This is a genomic window from Lysobacter daejeonensis GH1-9, from assembly GCF_000768355.1.
Classification (GTDB): domain Bacteria; phylum Pseudomonadota; class Gammaproteobacteria; order Xanthomonadales; family Xanthomonadaceae; genus Aerolutibacter; species Aerolutibacter daejeonensis.
In genome coordinates this window covers 1-14,691 of sequence record NZ_AVPU01000014.1, presented here as the reverse complement: position 1 = coordinate 14,691, position 14,691 = coordinate 1, and the positions used below count along the sequence as shown (strand labels likewise).

The following is a 14,691-nucleotide window of genomic DNA, read 5'->3' as shown; positions in this document are numbered from 1 at the left end:
ATTGCTCCAAATCCAAAGTTAGTACACAGCCTTGCCCATGAACCCTTTGACGATGGTCAGGGCAATGATGCGCAGGTCCAATAACACTGACCAATTCTGCAGGTAGTACAGGTCGTATTCCACGCGCGCAGCCATCTTGGCCACGGTGTCGGTCTCGCCACGCAGGCCGTTGACCTGCGCCCAGCCGGTGATGCCCGGCTTGACCCGGTGGCGCTGCATGTAGTGCTGCACTTCGTTCTTGTACTGGTGGTTGTGCGCCACCGCATGCGGGCGCGGGCCCACGATGGACATCGTGCCCTGCAGCACGTTGAAGAACTGGGGCAGCTCGTCCAGGCTGGTCTGGCGCAGGAAGCCGCCAAAGCGCGTCACGCGCGGGTCGCCGCGTTTGGCCTGCGTGACCTTGCCATCGTCTTCGGCATGCAGGCGCATGCTGCGGAACTTCCACACCTCGATGATCTTGCCGCCCAGGCCATGGCGCTGCTGCCGGAACAGCACCGGCCCCGGCGAGCTGAGCTTCACGCCCAGCGCCAGTATCGCCAGCAGCGGTGCGATCAGGATCAGGATCAGCGCGGCCAGCACGCGGTCCTCGATGGCCTTGATGGCACGGGCGTGGCCGTCCAGAGGGCTGGCGCGCAGGTTGATCACCGGCAGGCCAGCCACCTGGTCCACCGAGTGGTTGAGCAGTTGCAGGCCAAACAGGTCGGGCACGAACTTGATGTCGGCGGTGGCGTGGTCCAGCCGCGCCAGAATGGCCTGGATCTCGGCCTGCGCGCTCATTGGCAGCGCCACCCACACCTGGTCGATGTGGTGTGACTCCACGTAATCCGCCAGCGCGTCCAGGTCGCCCAGGTGTCTAACACCGGTCAGCTGGCGGGTATCGGCGCAGGTGTTGAACCAGCCGCGCACGTCGATGCCGGCCCACGGGCTGCCCTGGAAGGTCTGCACGATGCGCGTGGCGTCGGCATTGGCGCCGATGACCACGGCACTGCGCAGGTCCCAGCCTTGGGCGCGCACCCACGCAGCCAGGCCGCGAGCCAGGATGCGAGCCCCCCCTGTAGTAAGTACTACCGCCACGAACCAGCTGCCCCACCACAGGCGCGAGGTGGCGCCTTCCAGCTTGAACATCAGCACGTACAAAAGACTCAGGCCGAACACCACGCCCCACAGCGCGGTCATGCGGGTCAACTCAAGCGTCAGGCTCTGCCCGCGCCAGCTGCGGTAGATGTTGGCGCTGCCAAACACCAGTAGCATTACGATCACGGCACGCGCCACCGTGCTCTGGTATTCCATGGGCAGCCAGTAGGTGTCAAAGCGCAGCCAGTACGCCAGGCAGGCGGCCGCCACCAGGACCACGGCGTCGCCCACGCGCAGGCCCAAGGTCGCCATGGCGGCGAACTTGTGCATGGCAAGGCTGCCAGGTCGCGCGGAATGCGCGATGGATGAAGACACCATGTTCATGACTCCCCTAAGTCATTGAGCACGTTGCGAGTTGGCCGTGATTAGCGCCATGCACATCGCAAACGTGGTTGCCACCGCAAGGGTGCGCAACGGGTAGTCGACGAACGAATGGACCAACGGCACGGAAACCGCCAATGCGGCGGCGGTCAGTATCTCCCGTCCACCGCAGTCAGCAATACGATATTTTCGCACTGCAACAATCAGCACGGCCAGTAGGCCAGCGACCAACAACAGCCCGGGCACGCCCAACTCGATGGCCACTTGAAGTAGATCGTTGTGGGCGTGCAGTGCGTGCACGTCGCGCATCGCCCCCATGGGCTCGAAGGGCGCGTAAACCTCGCGGAAGCTGCCCGCACCACTGCCCCATGGCAGGTAGGCCTTGGCCGCTTGCCAGCCGTATTGCAGGTATTGCCAACGCAGGTCTTCGGCCACGTCCTGGTTGAGGCGCTGGGCGAGGCCGTTCCATGCGTAGACGGCAACGCCCGCCGCGGCAACGGCCACGGCCGAGATCGGGGCCAACAGCCTACGGCGGGCCCTGCCCTCGCCCCGCAGGCACAACGGCACCGCCGCCAGCGTCGCCAGCAATGCCAGCGCGCCGCCCATGCGCGAAAAGCTCAGGGCGGCCGCCAGCATCAGGATGACGGCGGCACCGTACCAAACCGCTGCCTCGGAGGGGCGTCGGTGCCGTTGGGCCCGGGCGGCCAGAGCCAATGTCAGCGGCAGCAGCATGCCCATCAAGCTGGCGAAGTGGTTGCGGTTGGCGAACAGGCCAATGGCGCCCACCGGGTGGTGATAGGCATGCGGGCGCAGCGTGGAGTGCGCGCCGGCCGCAGCTTGGGCAAACCCCAGCAGCGCCATCGCCAGCCCCGCGCCAATGGCCAGCATCAGCAAGCGGCGCCGCGATGCCTCGCCCAACGTGGTCAGCAGGGCCCACAGGGCGAATGCGGTGCCCACGGCCAGCAGCGCGCGCGCCGTGCCCCACGGATCCAAGGACCAGGGCCGCCAGCCCCCCGATTCACCGATGACGGTCAAGCCGGCCAGCAGGTCGGCGCGGGGGCCACCGTGGCCCCACACGCTGGCCGGCAGCGGCAGCAGTGACAGGGACAGCACCAACAGAATGCCGCCCCACCCCCAAGCCACCCAACGCTGAAGCGATGCGCGCTCGGCGGTACGCCAGCGCAACGCGGCCAGTGCGGCCGCTGGCAGTGCCGCCAGATGGACCGCCAGATCCCCCAGCCCACGCGGACCGCCACCAAACAGCAACGCCGCCAGCAACAAAGTGCCAGCCACGCCTTCGGCCCATCGGTCCTGTGTGGATACCCCTACCCGCACGCACATCCCCTGAAAAACAAACGGGCCGCAGAGGCGGCCCGTCCGTGAAACCCACTCCGTCCTGGAATCAGGGGCTGGAGGGCTTGTCGTCCCCACCACCGCCACCGGCCAGAGCCGCAGCGGCCACCACGCCCGCACCGACAGCCCAGTAGTACTTGGTGTCGGTGGCCGCGGCCTTGACCGGGCTGGCGCACATCGGCGGCTTGGCTTCCACGGTGTACGAGGCGGCCGAGGTCACGGTCACGCTGCAGCCGTTGGCGTAGGTCACCTTGGCTTCGCCGGAGGTCACGGCAATGACGTCGCCGGGGGCGGCGCCCATGCTGCTGGCGGCCGGCACCGCATGACCGCTGACAGTCACGCCTTCGCTCTTGGCATGCGCCAGAACGGTGGGCTGCTGTGCAAACGCGGCGCCCGCGGCGAGGGTGGCGATCAGGCCAACTACCAACTGCTTCATGCATGACTCCCAAAATTCGTGCCAATTCCGGCACATACCGGCGGAAGGATAGGCGGAACGGGGGCTGGCCCGCAAGCCGGCCACTCGAGAGTTTGTCTCATTCGGGGCGCAGTTCGAGGGCGTCCAGCCGCAATGTTCCTGAAAGGATGCGTTCGTTGAGGGAGCGGCCCAAGTAGCGCAACCGCAGCCACTGGCCGGTGCACCCGTCGGCCGGCACCTGTACGGTGCCGCCAAAGGGCTGCCAAGCGGGTGCGAGGCTGGCGTTGGGCAGTTCCACCGTGCCCAACGGGCGGCCATTGGCGGCGCAGACGACTTCAAATGCGAAGGGGCGCATGGCACGGGTGTCGTTGGCCGCCTGCCCCGTCAGTCGATAACGGCCCGGGGCCAGCGCCAAGGCCTGCTCAAGTCCCAACCCAGTGACCGATCGCCCTTCGAATACCAGCGATAGGCTGCCCTGCCCATCGGCCGGCGCGGTGTCATCCGGCAACACACTGACACCGGTCCGCGGGGTGATTCGCCACGCAAAGCCGCCGGTGACCTCCGGGGCCTCGAAGCCGCCATCGAACAGCGCAGGTCCGGCCAAGGCACGCTGTGCCGGCGCGAGCATCGCAAGCCACGCGGCGCGCGCGTCCGCCGGCCGGCCCAGACGCTGCAGCAGCGTAATGCGCGCCTCCAACTCGGAAGGAGCCAGCGTGCCGGCCTGCGACAGGGCGGCGAGCAAGGCTTCGGCGCCGGCGGCCGGCGTGGTGTTGACCAACAAGGCTGGGACCAGCGCCCCGCGCCACTTGGGTCCGGCGGCCAGCCGCGGGATCAGGGCAACGCGCACGTCCTCGCGGTCCAGCAGTTTGCCCAGTTCCGGCAACACGGCCTCGCGCAGGGCCGGGGCGACACGCAGCAACGCGTCCAGATGTTCCAGGGCCTGTGGGATGTCGTCGCGGGCCGAAGCGCGGTCGAGCAAGGCGGCCCGCGTCAGTCGGTCACGCGGGGCCAGCCGAACGGCGATGCCCAGCAAGCGGGTCGCTTCGTCATGGTTGCCACTGGCATCCGCGGCCTGGGCAAGGACGCGATAGGCGCGGCCGTCATTTGGCCGCTCGCGCAGGACCGCATGCGCGGCGGCAACATCCGCGTCCGTCACCACAGGGTCGGCATCGATGGCGCGCATCCACCGGTCCGCACCTTTCGGCGGGCCGAGTTCGGCATCGCGCAGCGCCACTTGCACAGCCAGCGCGGCGCCACCCAGCACCAGCGCCGCGACAACTGCAGTGCGCGAGAACCTGGCCATGCCCGTGGCTGCAGGAACGGCGCGGCCCTCAGGCGCGGCCGTCACCGCCGTAGTTGTAGTAGGTGTAGCCGCCGTAGCCGTACGAGTTGCCCTTGTTGAGGTCGAAACCGGTCAGCACGGAGCCCAGCACATGCGCACGCGCAGCCACCAGGCGCTGCAGGGCACCCTGCAGGGTATCGGTGCGGGTCTGCTCGGCGGAGGCGACCAGCAGCGTGGCCTCGGCGCGGTGCGCCAACAGCGGCGCGTCGGCCAGGCCCAGCACCGGCGGGCCGTCCAGCACGATGGCGTCAAAGCACTCGCTCAATGCCGACAGCAGTGCCTGCAGCCCCTCGCCGGCCAGCAACTCCGGCGGGTTGGGCGGCAGCGGGCCGGAGGTGATGACGCTCAGACCGCCTTCCTTGCTCACTTGCACGGCAGCTTCGGCCGCGGCGGCGCCTGCCAGCACGTTGGAGAGGCCGGTGGCGTTCGACAGCCCGGTCAACTTGTGCACCGAAGGATTGCGCAGGTCGGCATCCACCAGCACCACGCGTTTGCCCAACTGCGCGATGTTGCGTGCCAGCTCCAGAGCGGTCGTGCTCTTGCCCTCGCTGGCGCTGGGGCTGGTGACCAGCAGGCTGCGTGGCAGGCCATGGGCCGTGGCGAACTGCAACGCCGTGCGCACGGAGCGATAGGCCTCGGCAAACGGCGAGCGCAGGTCGGTCGACGCCTGCGCCGGCGAGACGCCGGTGGCCAGGCGCGGAATGACACCCAGCACCGGGCGGCGCGTGAGCTCCTCCAGCGCCTTGGGCGAGTGGATGGTGCGGTCCAGGTAGTGGCGCGCGAATGCCGCCAGCACGCCCAGCATGCCGCCCACCAGGATGGCCAGCGCCAGGTTGCGCAGCAGGCTGGGCTTGTACGGCGCCTCGGCCACCACCGCGCGGTCCACCACGAAGATGTTGTTGGCGCCCACGCCGCCGGCCACGCCGATCTCCTTGTAGCGCTGCAGCAGGCCGTCGTAGAGCTGGCGGTTGGTCTCGGCTTCGCGCTTGAGGATGTTGTATTGGATGCTGCGGCTCTGCAGGTCCAGCACGTCACCCTTCAGGCCGCCGATGCGCGCGTCCAGCAGCTCTTCCTGTGCCACGGCAGAGTCGTAGCGCGCCTTGACCGACGAGCGGATGTTCCCTACTTCGCCCGAGATCTGGCGGTCGATTTCCGCGATCTGGCCCGACAGGCGCTGCATGTCCGGGTAGTCGGGCTTGTAGGTGCGCAGCTTCTCCTGATATTCGCCTTGCAGCTTGCTGCGCTCTTCGCGCAGGCGCTGGATCAGCGTGTTGGCTACCACCTGCGGCAGGCCGAAGCCGTCGCCACGTGAGGCCTGCGCCCACTCGGCCTCGGCGCGGATGCGCTCGTCCTGGGCCTTGGCCAGCGAGGCATTGAGCTCGCTCAGGTTCTGCGCTGACAGCGACGGCTTGTCGTCGCCCACCGACACGATCTGCTCCTGCGCGGCGAACTCCACCAGCGCCTTCTCGGAGTCCTCCAGCTTGGCCTTCAACTGCGCCAAGCGCTCTTCCAGGTACTTGCGCGCGTAGGACGACGCATCGAAACGGCGCTCCAGGTTGGAGGCGATGAAGGCCTCGCTCCAGGCGTCCGCGACACGGGCCGCCACCTTGGGATCGGGCGAGTCGACATTGATCCGGACCAGGCGCGAGTTGCGCACCGGCTCGATGCTCACATCGCCGAGCACGATGTCGGCCAGCACCCGGCGCTGCTCCTGCAGGCGCTGCGCAGGCTTCTGGCCCTCGCCCACGTCTTGCACCATGGGCTTGAAGTACGCGTCCTGGGTCAGGTTGAGGTCCTGCACCACGCGCAACGCCAGCGAGCTGCTGGACAGCAGCTCGTACTGGGTCTGGTAGAAGTCGTCGCCGTAATAACCGCGCTCGGTCGGCATCACGCCTTCGACGTTGAGCACCTGCAGGCTCTCGCGCTCGATCTGCAACAGCGAGGTGGAGCGGAAAATGGGCGTGGCCAGCAGCGTCAACACCACCGCGATGGCCACCACCGCAGCGCCGACGATGGCCACCAGCCAGCGGTTGTTCCACAGGACGTGCCAGTACTGGAGCAGGTCGATCTCGTCCGGATCGCGATCGCCCTGGGGCGAAGTGGCCAGGGTCATGCCGGATTGCATTTCGTTGCTCATCAGTTGGAGTAGTAGAACCAGGACGTCAGGACGGGAGCAATCTGGATGAAGCGCTTGAACCAGACGGCGCCCTTCGATTCGTCCACGACCACGATGTCGTTACCCAGGATTTCGGGGTCCTGCATGCGGCCTTCGCGGATGGCCTCCAGGTCAAAGCGGGCGACCATGGTGCGGCCGTCCACCCGGCGCAGGACGGCGACGTGTCGCGGGTTGGCGGTATCGGTCAGGCCCTCACCCAGCGACACGGCCTGCAACAGCGACAGCCGTGCGGCGTTCATCGGGAAGATGCCGGTCTTGCGCACGGCACCATTGACCGTAACGCGCTGGCTGGAGAATTCCTTCACGAACAGGGTGACCTGCGGGTCCTGCAGGTAACGTGCGCTGTACAGGCGGGCGATGTCCGCCTCCAACTCGGCCACGGTGCGGCCGGCCGCCTGCACGCCGCCAATCAGTGGCAGCGAAATCTGGCCAGCGTTGTTGACGCGCACCTCGCGGTCCAGGTCCTTGATCTGGAAGACCGTGACGGTGAGCAGGTCATGGGGCCCAACGCGATACTCGGGCTGGCCGAGCACTTCGGTGACCGGGTCGACCACCGGCAACGCAGGCGCCTGGGCCACATCGCCGCGACTGGCACACGCGGACAACAGCACAGCGCACAGCAGAGCGCTGACACGGACAAAGGTGAACAAGCGGAGGGCCCCTGTTAAACAAATTCAACAACTTGGGAATTATGCCCCATGCGGGGCGTGAACGGCCGCTCAGGGTGGCGTGCAGTGGTTGGCACGCGTGGGAAAAGTTCTTTGGCGTGGGTTGCACGCGCGGGGGTGTCGGCGGCCGTGGCGGCGCCGGCCCGGCTACCGCCGCATCCCGAAGCCCCGCATGAGCCGGGCCAGTACTCCCGGGTTGTCCCGGGCACCTTGCATTCCTTCTGCACGGAATCCACCGCAGGCGTGCAGGGGAGGCGGCAGCGAGTCGGGCGCGAGGTCGTCCACGACGCCCTGTGGCCGTGTCCGCACCAGGTGCATGGCCTCTTCCACCCCGACCAGTGCGGCCGCCGCCTCCCGGGCCTCGGCCAGCAGCGGTGGCCGCCGCTCGGGGTGGTGGGCATCGGTGGCCAGCAGCATGGCGTGGCCTTCGGCTACGAACCGCTCGCCCCAATACTTGACCCGCCGGCCGAAACGGCCCGTCAGGGCCCCAGCGGTGATCTGCATCCACGCACCGCGCTGGCTGAGGCGGGTGAACAGGTCGTAGTGACTCTCCACCCAAGTCAGCCGTTCGGGGTGGGTAATGACGGGCACGTAGCCGGCAGCCATCAACTCGAACACGGCCTCTTCGAAGCGCGGCGGAGCAACGTGGTGTGGCGGCTCCAGCAGCAGGTAGCGCGAACCGGCCAGCGTGGGGATGCGGCCGCTGCGCAGGCCATCGACCAGTGCCGGATCGAGGTGTACGTCGGCGCCTTCAACCAGCCGGATGGCGATGCCCTGCCCGTCCAGTTCCGCCTGGAACGCGGCAATGGCGGCGCGGATCCCGGCGGCGGTGTTCTCGTAGACACCCGGGTAGATGTGGGGCGTGCAGGCGATGGTGGTGATGCCGTCCGCCGCTGCGATCCGGGCCATCGCCAATGCCATCGGGAGATCGGTGGCACCGTCGTCGATGGACGGCAGGATGTGGCAATGCAGGTCGAGCATCGTTACAGCAACGACAGCACGTTCTCGGGCGGCCGACCGATCACGGCCTTGCCGCGATGCACGAAGATGGGACGCTCGATCAGCCGCGGGTGGCGGACCATCGCGTCGATCAGGGTGGACTCATCAAGAGAAGGATCTGCCAGGCCCAGTTCGCCATAGATCTCCTCACCCGCGCGCAGCAGCGAGCGTGCCGGCAGCCCAAGCATCGCCAACAGGCCACGCAGTTCCGCAGCGGAGGACGGCGTATCCAGGTAGGCCACGATCTGCGGCTCCACGCCGTGCTCGCGCAACAGGTCAAGGGCGCCGCGGGATTTGGAGCATCGCGGGTTGTGGTACAGGCGGGTTGCGTCGGTGGTCATGGCATGCAGGCGTGGATTTGACGCCATGGTACCCGCTCAGGGGCGTTGGCCGATGGACGACGCCGGCGCGATGCCCGCAAGAATCAGCGCGCGATTCCGCTCGTGAGGCGCGAAACCTTGATCGTGGCAGGCTCCGGGAACTTGCACGATTTGAAGCCGGCCTCGTACTTGCATGTGGTGATATTGCCGTGGACGTCCGTCCAACGCTCGATCTTGTCGGACACGCGAACTTCCCAGCGATTGCCGTCCTGGTCCTGGACTAGGCTGGTACCAGTGGCCGCGATCGTGCCCTGGAAGACCCGCTGGCTGTCCTTGCAGCTCTGTACCGGCCCGGTTGGCGCGGCCTTGAACTCGACATCCTGCGGCCCGGCCATGCAACGCACCACGCGCTTGCCGGCATGATCGTATTCACGCCACAAGGTCGGCCCCTCGCTCCACCCCTTGCCCGTCGGTGCCGGGACGTAGCCAGCCGGCAACTGGGTCGCTGCCGACGCGGTCGGCGTTGCGAGCGGCAGACCGAGCAGCGCGAGGGTGGCGATGAGGTGCTTCATGGGCAAATCCCTGCTGGTACGTGGGGAACAGACACAGGGCGAGGCTATCGCGCAGAGCGTTTGTTAAAGCGGGACGCCGATCTCATCTCGCAGCGCCTGGCGGGCATGCCGTATTCTTGGGCCATGACCGATCACTCCACGCTCCCGATGAAGCGCTCCCGCCGGACCGCCCTCGTGCTCATGGGCACGGCGCCCATCCTGTTGCTGGCCTGCTCGCGCGAGCCGGAGGTGCAGACCGCCGAAGGTTTGTTCACCTCGGTGGAAGCATGCGTGGACAAGACCCAGAACCCATACATGTGCAGGCAGGCCTTCGACCAGGCCAGGTTGCAGGCGGCGGAGACCACGCCGAAGTTCGCCTCGGTGAATGAGTGTGAGTCCCAGTTCGGTCAGGGCCAGTGCGGCACGCAGCAGACCGCGGGCGGCCACTCGTTCATCGGGCCGCTGATGACGGGCTTCTTCCTGTCGCAGATGCTCAACGGCCGTGGCGCGGGCCTGGCTTCCGCGGGCGGACCGCCGCCGGTTGGCACCACGAAAGGCGAGCCAGCGTTCCGCACCGCTCACAACGACTGGCTCAAGCCCGGCCCGTCGTCCGCCGGGGGCGCCACTGCCCTGATCCGTGTGGATGCGCAGCCCGACCGCGCCATGACCGTGCGTCGTGGCGGCTTTGGCGCGACCTCGGCACGACGCTCCGGCAGCTTCGGCGGCTGATGCGCCGCGTCGCCATCCCGCCGCGACCGGACTGGCGCCGGCGCGCCGAGGCCTGCGGCTTCCAGTTCCACACCATCAACGGCGCGCCCTACTGGGACGAGAGCGCCTATTACGCGTTCACGCTGCAGCAGATAGAGCGTGATCTGGAAGACCCCACCGCCGAACTGCACCAGATGGCGCTGTCGCTGGTGGACGAGGTGGTGGACAGCGACGCACTCATGCAGCGCCTGGCCATCCCGGAGGCGTTCCGCGACTACGTGGCGCAGAGTTGGCGCCGCCGCGATCCGCATCTGTATGGCCGCCTGGACCTGGCGTACGACGGCCACGGTCCGGCCAAGCTGTACGAACTCAACTACGATACGCCCACCTCGCTGTACGAGGCGGCGTTCTTCCAGTGGGAGTGGCTTGAGAACCAGCGCGACCGCGGTGCCCTCTCCCAGGATGCGGACCAGTTCAACGCCATCCACGAGGCGCTGGTCGAACGGTTTGGAGAACTCGCCTCGCGCCTGAAGCCGCCGATGTATTTCGCGGCCGTGGGCAGCAGCGTGGAGGACCAGGGCACGGTGGCCTACCTGCACGACTGCGCCGCACAGGCCGGCTTTCCGGCGGGCCTGATGGCGTTGGAAGACATCGGCATCGCACAGGACGGCCGTTTCACCGATCTGGATGATGTCGCCATCGGCAGCCTGTTCAAGCTGTACCCGCTGGAAGACCTGTTCGCCGACCCGTTCGGCATGGAGCTGCTGCGCTCGGACCTGCAGTTGCTGGAACCGGCGTGGAAGCTGATCCTGAGCAACAAGGGCGTGCTACCACTGCTGTGGGAGCGCCATCGCGGCCACCCCAACCTGTTGGAAGCGCATTTCGAGCAAGGCGGCGAACTGCAGCCCGGCTGGGTACGCAAGCCGCTGTTCTCGCGCGAAGGCGCCAACGTGGACATGCGCTATGCCGATGGCCGACTGTTGAGCGAGTCGGGGCCGTACCTGGGGCCCGCCATTCGCCAAGCGCTGCATCCGCTGCCCGCGTTTGACGGCCGTTACCCGATGGTCGGCAGCTGGGTGGTGGGCGACCACGCCTGCGGCATCGGCATCCGCGAGGACGACAGCCCCATCACGCATGACAGTGCGCGGTTCGTGCCGCATGCCATCGTCGGCAGCGAACCTGCGGGCAAATTCGCCATCGAGGCCTGAGCACGATCCGCGGGCTGCAAGGCTCGACCCAAAGAAGAGCATGCGCAGAAAAAACACAGCCGGCACAAGGCCGGCTGTGTCTGTTGCATATGGTGGGCGGTACAGGGATCGAACCTGTGACCCTTGCCGTGTGAAGGCAATGCTCTACCGCTGAGCTAACCGCCCCGAAGGGCTGCGCAGTATACAGCAATCGCCCCCATGCTTGCCAAGGGGGGTGAACGAAATTTCTTCACACCAGCTTCGACTGGCGAAGCGACTGCACGGTCGCCGGCGCTACGAAGCTTTCGCTGCTGGCGCTCGCCCAGAACTGCTGGAACAACGCGTGCTGCGGAATGCGCCCCAGCAGGTCACCCGGCTTGAGGAAGGCGTACAACGCACCCAGCGAGCGGACCTCGATGGGCGACACACGCCGCAGGATGTGCTCCGGCCCCAGTTGGTCCGGATGCTCCAGGCCCGCGGCACACAACAGGTCGCGCAGCGCCTTCAGCGTGTTCTGGTGGAAGTTGAACACCCGCTGCCCCTTGTCGGTGACGTCCAGGTGTTGCCATCGCGTCCGGTCCTGGGTGGCAATGCCGGTGGGGCAATGGTCGGTGTGGCAGCTGAGCGACTGGATGCAGCCCAGCGAGAACATGAAGGCGCGGCCCGCGTTGCACCAGTCCGCGCCCATGGCCAACGTCCGGGCGATGTCGAATGCACTGCTGATGCGCCCCGCCGCGCCAATGCGGATGCGGTCACGCAGTTCCAATCCCACCAGTGTGTTGTGCACCAGCATCAGCGCTTCGTGCATCGGTACGCCTACGTGGTCGATGAACTCCGCTGGCGCGGCGCCGGTGCCCCCTTCCGCACCATCCACCACGATGAAGTCAGGCAGCACGCCCGTTTCCGCCATGGCCTTCGCGATGCCGAACCACTCCCACGGATGGCCAATGGCCAACTTGAAACCGGTGGGCTTCCCGCCCGACAGCTCCCGCAGGCGAGCGACGAAGGCCAGCAGTTCGAGTGGCGTGCTGAACGCGTGGTGCCGCGCAGGCGAGACGCAATCCATACTTTGCGGCACCCCTCGCGTCATCGCGATCTCCGCATTGACCTTGGCTGCGGGCAGGACGCCGCCGTGGCCCGGCTTGGCACCTTGCGACAGCTTCACCTCGATCATCTTGACCTGCGGGTCGCGCGCGTTGGCAATGAAACGCTCCTCGCTGAAGCCGCCATCGTCATTGCGGCAGCCGAAGTAGCCGGAGCCGATTTCCCACACCAGGTCGCCGCCGTTCTCGCGGTGGTACGGCGAGATCGAGCCTTCGCCGGTGTCATGGTAGAAGTTGCCCAGCTTGGCCCCCTTGTTCAGTGCACGGATGGCATTGGCCGACAACGCGCCAAAGCTCATCGCCGAGATGTTGAACACACTGGCCGAGTAAGGCTGGGCGCACTGCGCGCCGATGGTGATGCGGAAGTCGTGGCTGCGGTGGGGCGTGGGCGCCATGGAGTGGTTGATCCACTCATAGTCCACGGCGTAGGCATCCTGCTGGCTGCCAAAAGGGAGCACGTCGTTGACCGACTTCGACCGCTGGTAGATGAGCGCGCGCTGTTGCCGGGAGTACGGCACTTCCATGGTGTCGGACTGGAAGAAGTACTGCCGCAGTTCCGGGCCGATCGACTCCAGGCTATAGCGGAAATGGGCCAGAAGCGGGTAGTTGCGGCGCAGCGTGCTGCGGGTCTGCAGCAGGTCCGCCGTCCCCAGCGCGGCCAGCGCGCCAAATACCGCCGCGCCGATCCACCACCCACCCCCTTCACTGAACCAGGCCAGCAACGACAGCAGCGTCAGGAGCACGCTCAGCGCATAAGGGGCGTAGCGGGTCATGGACAGTCCATATCGGCAATTGCGGATGAGGATAACGTGTCGCGGCGACGACCTGTGGCCTAGCGTTCATCACCCGGACCGCTGCCTTGTGCACTGCGCAGCGCTTGCAGGATGAGCAGGCCCGCGCGGCCATCCTGTGGCGTGAGGCCCAACCGCTGCTGTTCCGTCACGATTGCGCGTCGGGTCGCCGCACCAATGATGCCGTCGGCCTCCCCGATGGCATGGCCACGGGCCAGCAGCAACGCCTGCAGTTCACGCCGCTGGAGACGGGATAGCCCTGCATCCTCGGTCGGCCACGGGGTCTTCAACCCTGCCCCGCCCCGAAGGCGATCCGATAACAGCGCGATAGCCAGTGCATAGCTCTCCGACGCGTTGTACGAATAGATCGCATGGAAGTTCCGATAGACCAGGAAAGCCGGCCCGCCGCGTCCCGCTGGCAGGAGCAATGAGGCAGGCGTGTCGCGATCCGGCTCAAACCCTCGACCATCCGCGCGAGTGACGCCCTTGGCCATCCAGTAACGCAACGGCTCGCGATGCCGCCGTCCCGTGGGCCCCAAATACGCGTCGGCTGGAACCAGCACTTCATGGCCCCAAGGGGCACCGCTGCGCCAACCCGCCCGCTGGAGGAAGTGGGCGGTTGAGGCCAGCGCGTCGGCAACGTTGCCCACGAGGTCCCGTCGACCGTCCCCATCGAAATCGACCGCGATGCGACGGAACGTGGAGGGCATGAACTGCGTATGCCCGAACGCGCCGGCCCACGACCCCACGAGCCCATCGGGCGCAACATCACCGGATTGAATGATGTGCAGCGTGTCGATCAGTTCGCCGCGGAAGAACGCCTGCCGGCGTCCCTGGCAGGCCAGCGTGGCCAGCGACACCAGCAGCGGCCGCTTGCCGAACGCGCGGCCAAAATTGCTTTCCACACCCCACACCGCGACCACCATCGCCGGGTCGACGCCGTAGCGTTGCGCGACGCGAGCAAGCAAATCGGCGTGGACGCGCATTTGTTCGCGTCCGTCGCTGACACGCTCCTCATCGACGAGCCCAGCGAGGTAATCCCACACCGGCGTGGTGAACTCCGGCTGCGCATCGAGAAACCCCAACACGGAGGCGTCAGGCGCGACGGTAGCCACGTGACGATCAAACACCTGTGGCGTGACGCCGGCGCCGATGGCCGATGCGCGTAATCGCGACCTGCAGGCTGCCACTCCCGGCGGGAGGTCCGTCGCCGTCGACACAGTCGGAGTCGGGTCTGTCCGGGGCGCGGATGCGGCGGGCGGCAAAGTGGCCTGCGGCACGACCACCACCGGATGCTCCTGCGTGCTGGCGTGCGCAGGCGCCAGCCCCGGTACCGTCAGGGCCAACATCGGTAATGAAGATATCCACGAAGCCATGTGCGCGACGTTACCCGTCCGCGCGGCGCAGGCTTGTCACACGGCAGCGACAAACCCCAATGGAACTCGCGCGAAAGGCGTGCCCGGTGTCGGGATCGAACCGACATGACCTTGCGGCCGAGGGATTTTAAGTCCCTTGCGTCTACCAGTTTCGCCAACCGGGCGTGGAAACAACAAAGCCCCGCAGATGCGGGGCTTTGCGTGGGGCGAACCCCTGAATCTGGAGCGGGAAACGAGACTCGAACTC

13 protein-coding genes and 2 tRNA genes are annotated in these 14,691 nt (G+C 67.1%); 2 read left to right on the top strand and 13 right to left on the bottom strand.

Translation table 11 applies throughout. From position 1 onward, the window contains the following. Positions 1 to 18: 18 nt before the first annotated feature. The 9 genes from N800_RS09105 to N800_RS09065 form a co-directional block, all read right to left on the bottom strand. Positions 19 to 1,404 (bottom strand): undecaprenyl-phosphate glucose phosphotransferase, encoded by a 1,386-nt coding sequence (locus tag N800_RS09105; protein WP_036137468.1) that lies wholly within the window; start codon positions 1,402 to 1,404, stop codon positions 19 to 21. A 66-nt stretch (positions 1,405 to 1,470) separates the two neighbouring features. Beyond that, positions 1,471 to 2,748 carry an O-antigen ligase family protein gene (locus N800_RS09100; RefSeq protein WP_198032504.1) on the bottom strand — a complete coding sequence of 426 codons (1,278 nt, stop codon included), beginning with the start codon at positions 2,746 to 2,748 and terminating at the stop codon, positions 1,471 to 1,473. A 109-nt stretch (positions 2,749 to 2,857) separates the two neighbouring features. Then, complete coding sequence (locus N800_RS09095; RefSeq protein WP_036137341.1) at positions 2,858 to 3,244, bottom strand: hypothetical protein; 387 nt, start codon at positions 3,242 to 3,244, stop codon at positions 2,858 to 2,860. Between the two features lie 97 nt (positions 3,245 to 3,341). Then, positions 3,342 to 4,526 carry a tetratricopeptide repeat protein gene (locus tag N800_RS09090; RefSeq protein ID WP_036137339.1) on the bottom strand — a complete coding sequence of 395 codons (1,185 nt, stop codon included), beginning with the start codon at positions 4,524 to 4,526 and terminating at the stop codon, positions 3,342 to 3,344. A 28-nt stretch (positions 4,527 to 4,554) separates the two neighbouring features. After that, complete coding sequence (locus tag N800_RS09085; RefSeq protein WP_232227579.1) at positions 4,555 to 6,678, bottom strand: GumC family protein; 2,124 nt, start codon at positions 6,676 to 6,678, stop codon at positions 4,555 to 4,557. Positions 6,679 to 6,701: 23 nt separating this feature from the next. Beyond that, positions 6,702 to 7,391, bottom strand: coding sequence for a polysaccharide biosynthesis/export family protein (locus N800_RS09080; protein WP_036137336.1), 690 nt, complete (start codon positions 7,389 to 7,391; stop codon positions 6,702 to 6,704). A 165-nt stretch (positions 7,392 to 7,556) separates the two neighbouring features. Continuing rightward, on the bottom strand, positions 7,557 to 8,390 hold the full coding sequence (locus tag N800_RS09075; RefSeq protein WP_084087410.1) for a tyrosine-protein phosphatase: 834 nt from the start codon (positions 8,388 to 8,390) through the stop codon (positions 7,557 to 7,559). A gap of 2 nt (positions 8,391 to 8,392) precedes the next feature. Next, a complete protein-coding gene (gene arsC / locus N800_RS09070) occupies positions 8,393 to 8,776 on the bottom strand; it encodes an arsenate reductase (glutaredoxin) (RefSeq protein ID WP_232227578.1) in 384 nt (127 codons plus the stop codon). Positions 8,777 to 8,832: 56 nt separating this feature from the next. Further along, positions 8,833 to 9,300, bottom strand: a complete 468-nt coding sequence (locus N800_RS09065; RefSeq protein ID WP_036137330.1) for a hypothetical protein — start codon at positions 9,298 to 9,300, stop codon at positions 8,833 to 8,835. A gap of 123 nt (positions 9,301 to 9,423) precedes the next feature. On the opposite strand from N800_RS09065, the gene N800_RS09060 reads away from it, so the two are divergent. Both N800_RS09060 and N800_RS09055 read left to right on the top strand, forming a co-directional pair. Beyond that, complete coding sequence (locus N800_RS09060) at positions 9,424 to 10,008, top strand: DUF1190 domain-containing protein (protein WP_052108115.1); 585 nt, start codon at positions 9,424 to 9,426, stop codon at positions 10,006 to 10,008. Next, positions 10,008 to 11,195: a glutathionylspermidine synthase family protein gene (locus N800_RS09055; protein ID WP_036137327.1), complete on the top strand. Its 1,188-nt coding sequence runs from the start codon at positions 10,008 to 10,010 to the stop codon at positions 11,193 to 11,195. Before N800_RS09060 ends, N800_RS09055 begins: the two co-directional genes overlap by 1 nt. A gap of 90 nt (positions 11,196 to 11,285) precedes the next feature. Here N800_RS09055 and N800_RS09050 read toward each other — a convergent pair. The 4 genes from N800_RS09050 to N800_RS09035 form a co-directional block, all read right to left on the bottom strand. Then, positions 11,286 to 11,360, bottom strand: a tRNA-Val gene (locus tag N800_RS09050). A gap of 64 nt (positions 11,361 to 11,424) precedes the next feature. Further along, complete coding sequence (locus N800_RS09045; protein WP_036137324.1) at positions 11,425 to 13,050, bottom strand: FMN-binding glutamate synthase family protein; 1,626 nt, start codon at positions 13,048 to 13,050, stop codon at positions 11,425 to 11,427. Positions 13,051 to 13,109: 59 nt separating this feature from the next. Then, a complete protein-coding gene (locus N800_RS09040; RefSeq protein WP_036137457.1) occupies positions 13,110 to 14,348 on the bottom strand; it encodes a lytic murein transglycosylase in 1,239 nt (412 codons plus the stop codon). A gap of 176 nt (positions 14,349 to 14,524) precedes the next feature. Beyond that, positions 14,525 to 14,608: transfer RNA gene (locus N800_RS09035), tRNA-Leu, on the bottom strand. Positions 14,609 to 14,691: the final 83 nt, after the last annotated feature.

Bases quoted from the DNA above. Each gene is read 5' to 3' on its own strand.
- N800_RS09105 (WP_036137468.1), bottom strand. From the start codon at position 1,404: ATGCACAAGTTCGCCGCCATGGCGACCTTGGGCCTGCGCGTGGGCGAC.
- N800_RS09095 (WP_036137341.1), bottom strand. From the start codon at position 3,244: ATGAAGCAGTTGGTAGTTGGCCTGATCGCCACCCTCGCCGCGGGCGCC.
- N800_RS09090 (WP_036137339.1), bottom strand. From the start codon at position 4,526: ATGGCCAGGTTCTCGCGCACTGCAGTTGTCGCGGCGCTGGTGCTGGGT.
- N800_RS09085 (WP_232227579.1), bottom strand. From the start codon at position 6,678: ATGACCCTGGCCACTTCGCCCCAGGGCGATCGCGATCCGGACGAGATC.
- N800_RS09075 (WP_084087410.1), bottom strand. From the start codon at position 8,390: ATGCTCGACCTGCATTGCCACATCCTGCCGTCCATCGACGACGGTGCC.
- arsC (WP_232227578.1), bottom strand. From the start codon at position 8,776: ATGGCGTCAAATCCACGCCTGCATGCCATGACCACCGACGCAACCCGC.
- N800_RS09065 (WP_036137330.1), bottom strand. From the start codon at position 9,300: ATGAAGCACCTCATCGCCACCCTCGCGCTGCTCGGTCTGCCGCTCGCA.
- N800_RS09060 (WP_052108115.1), top strand. From the start codon at position 9,424: ATGACCGATCACTCCACGCTCCCGATGAAGCGCTCCCGCCGGACCGCC.
- N800_RS09055 (WP_036137327.1), top strand. From the start codon at position 10,008: ATGCGCCGCGTCGCCATCCCGCCGCGACCGGACTGGCGCCGGCGCGCC.
- N800_RS09045 (WP_036137324.1), bottom strand. From the start codon at position 13,050: ATGACCCGCTACGCCCCTTATGCGCTGAGCGTGCTCCTGACGCTGCTG.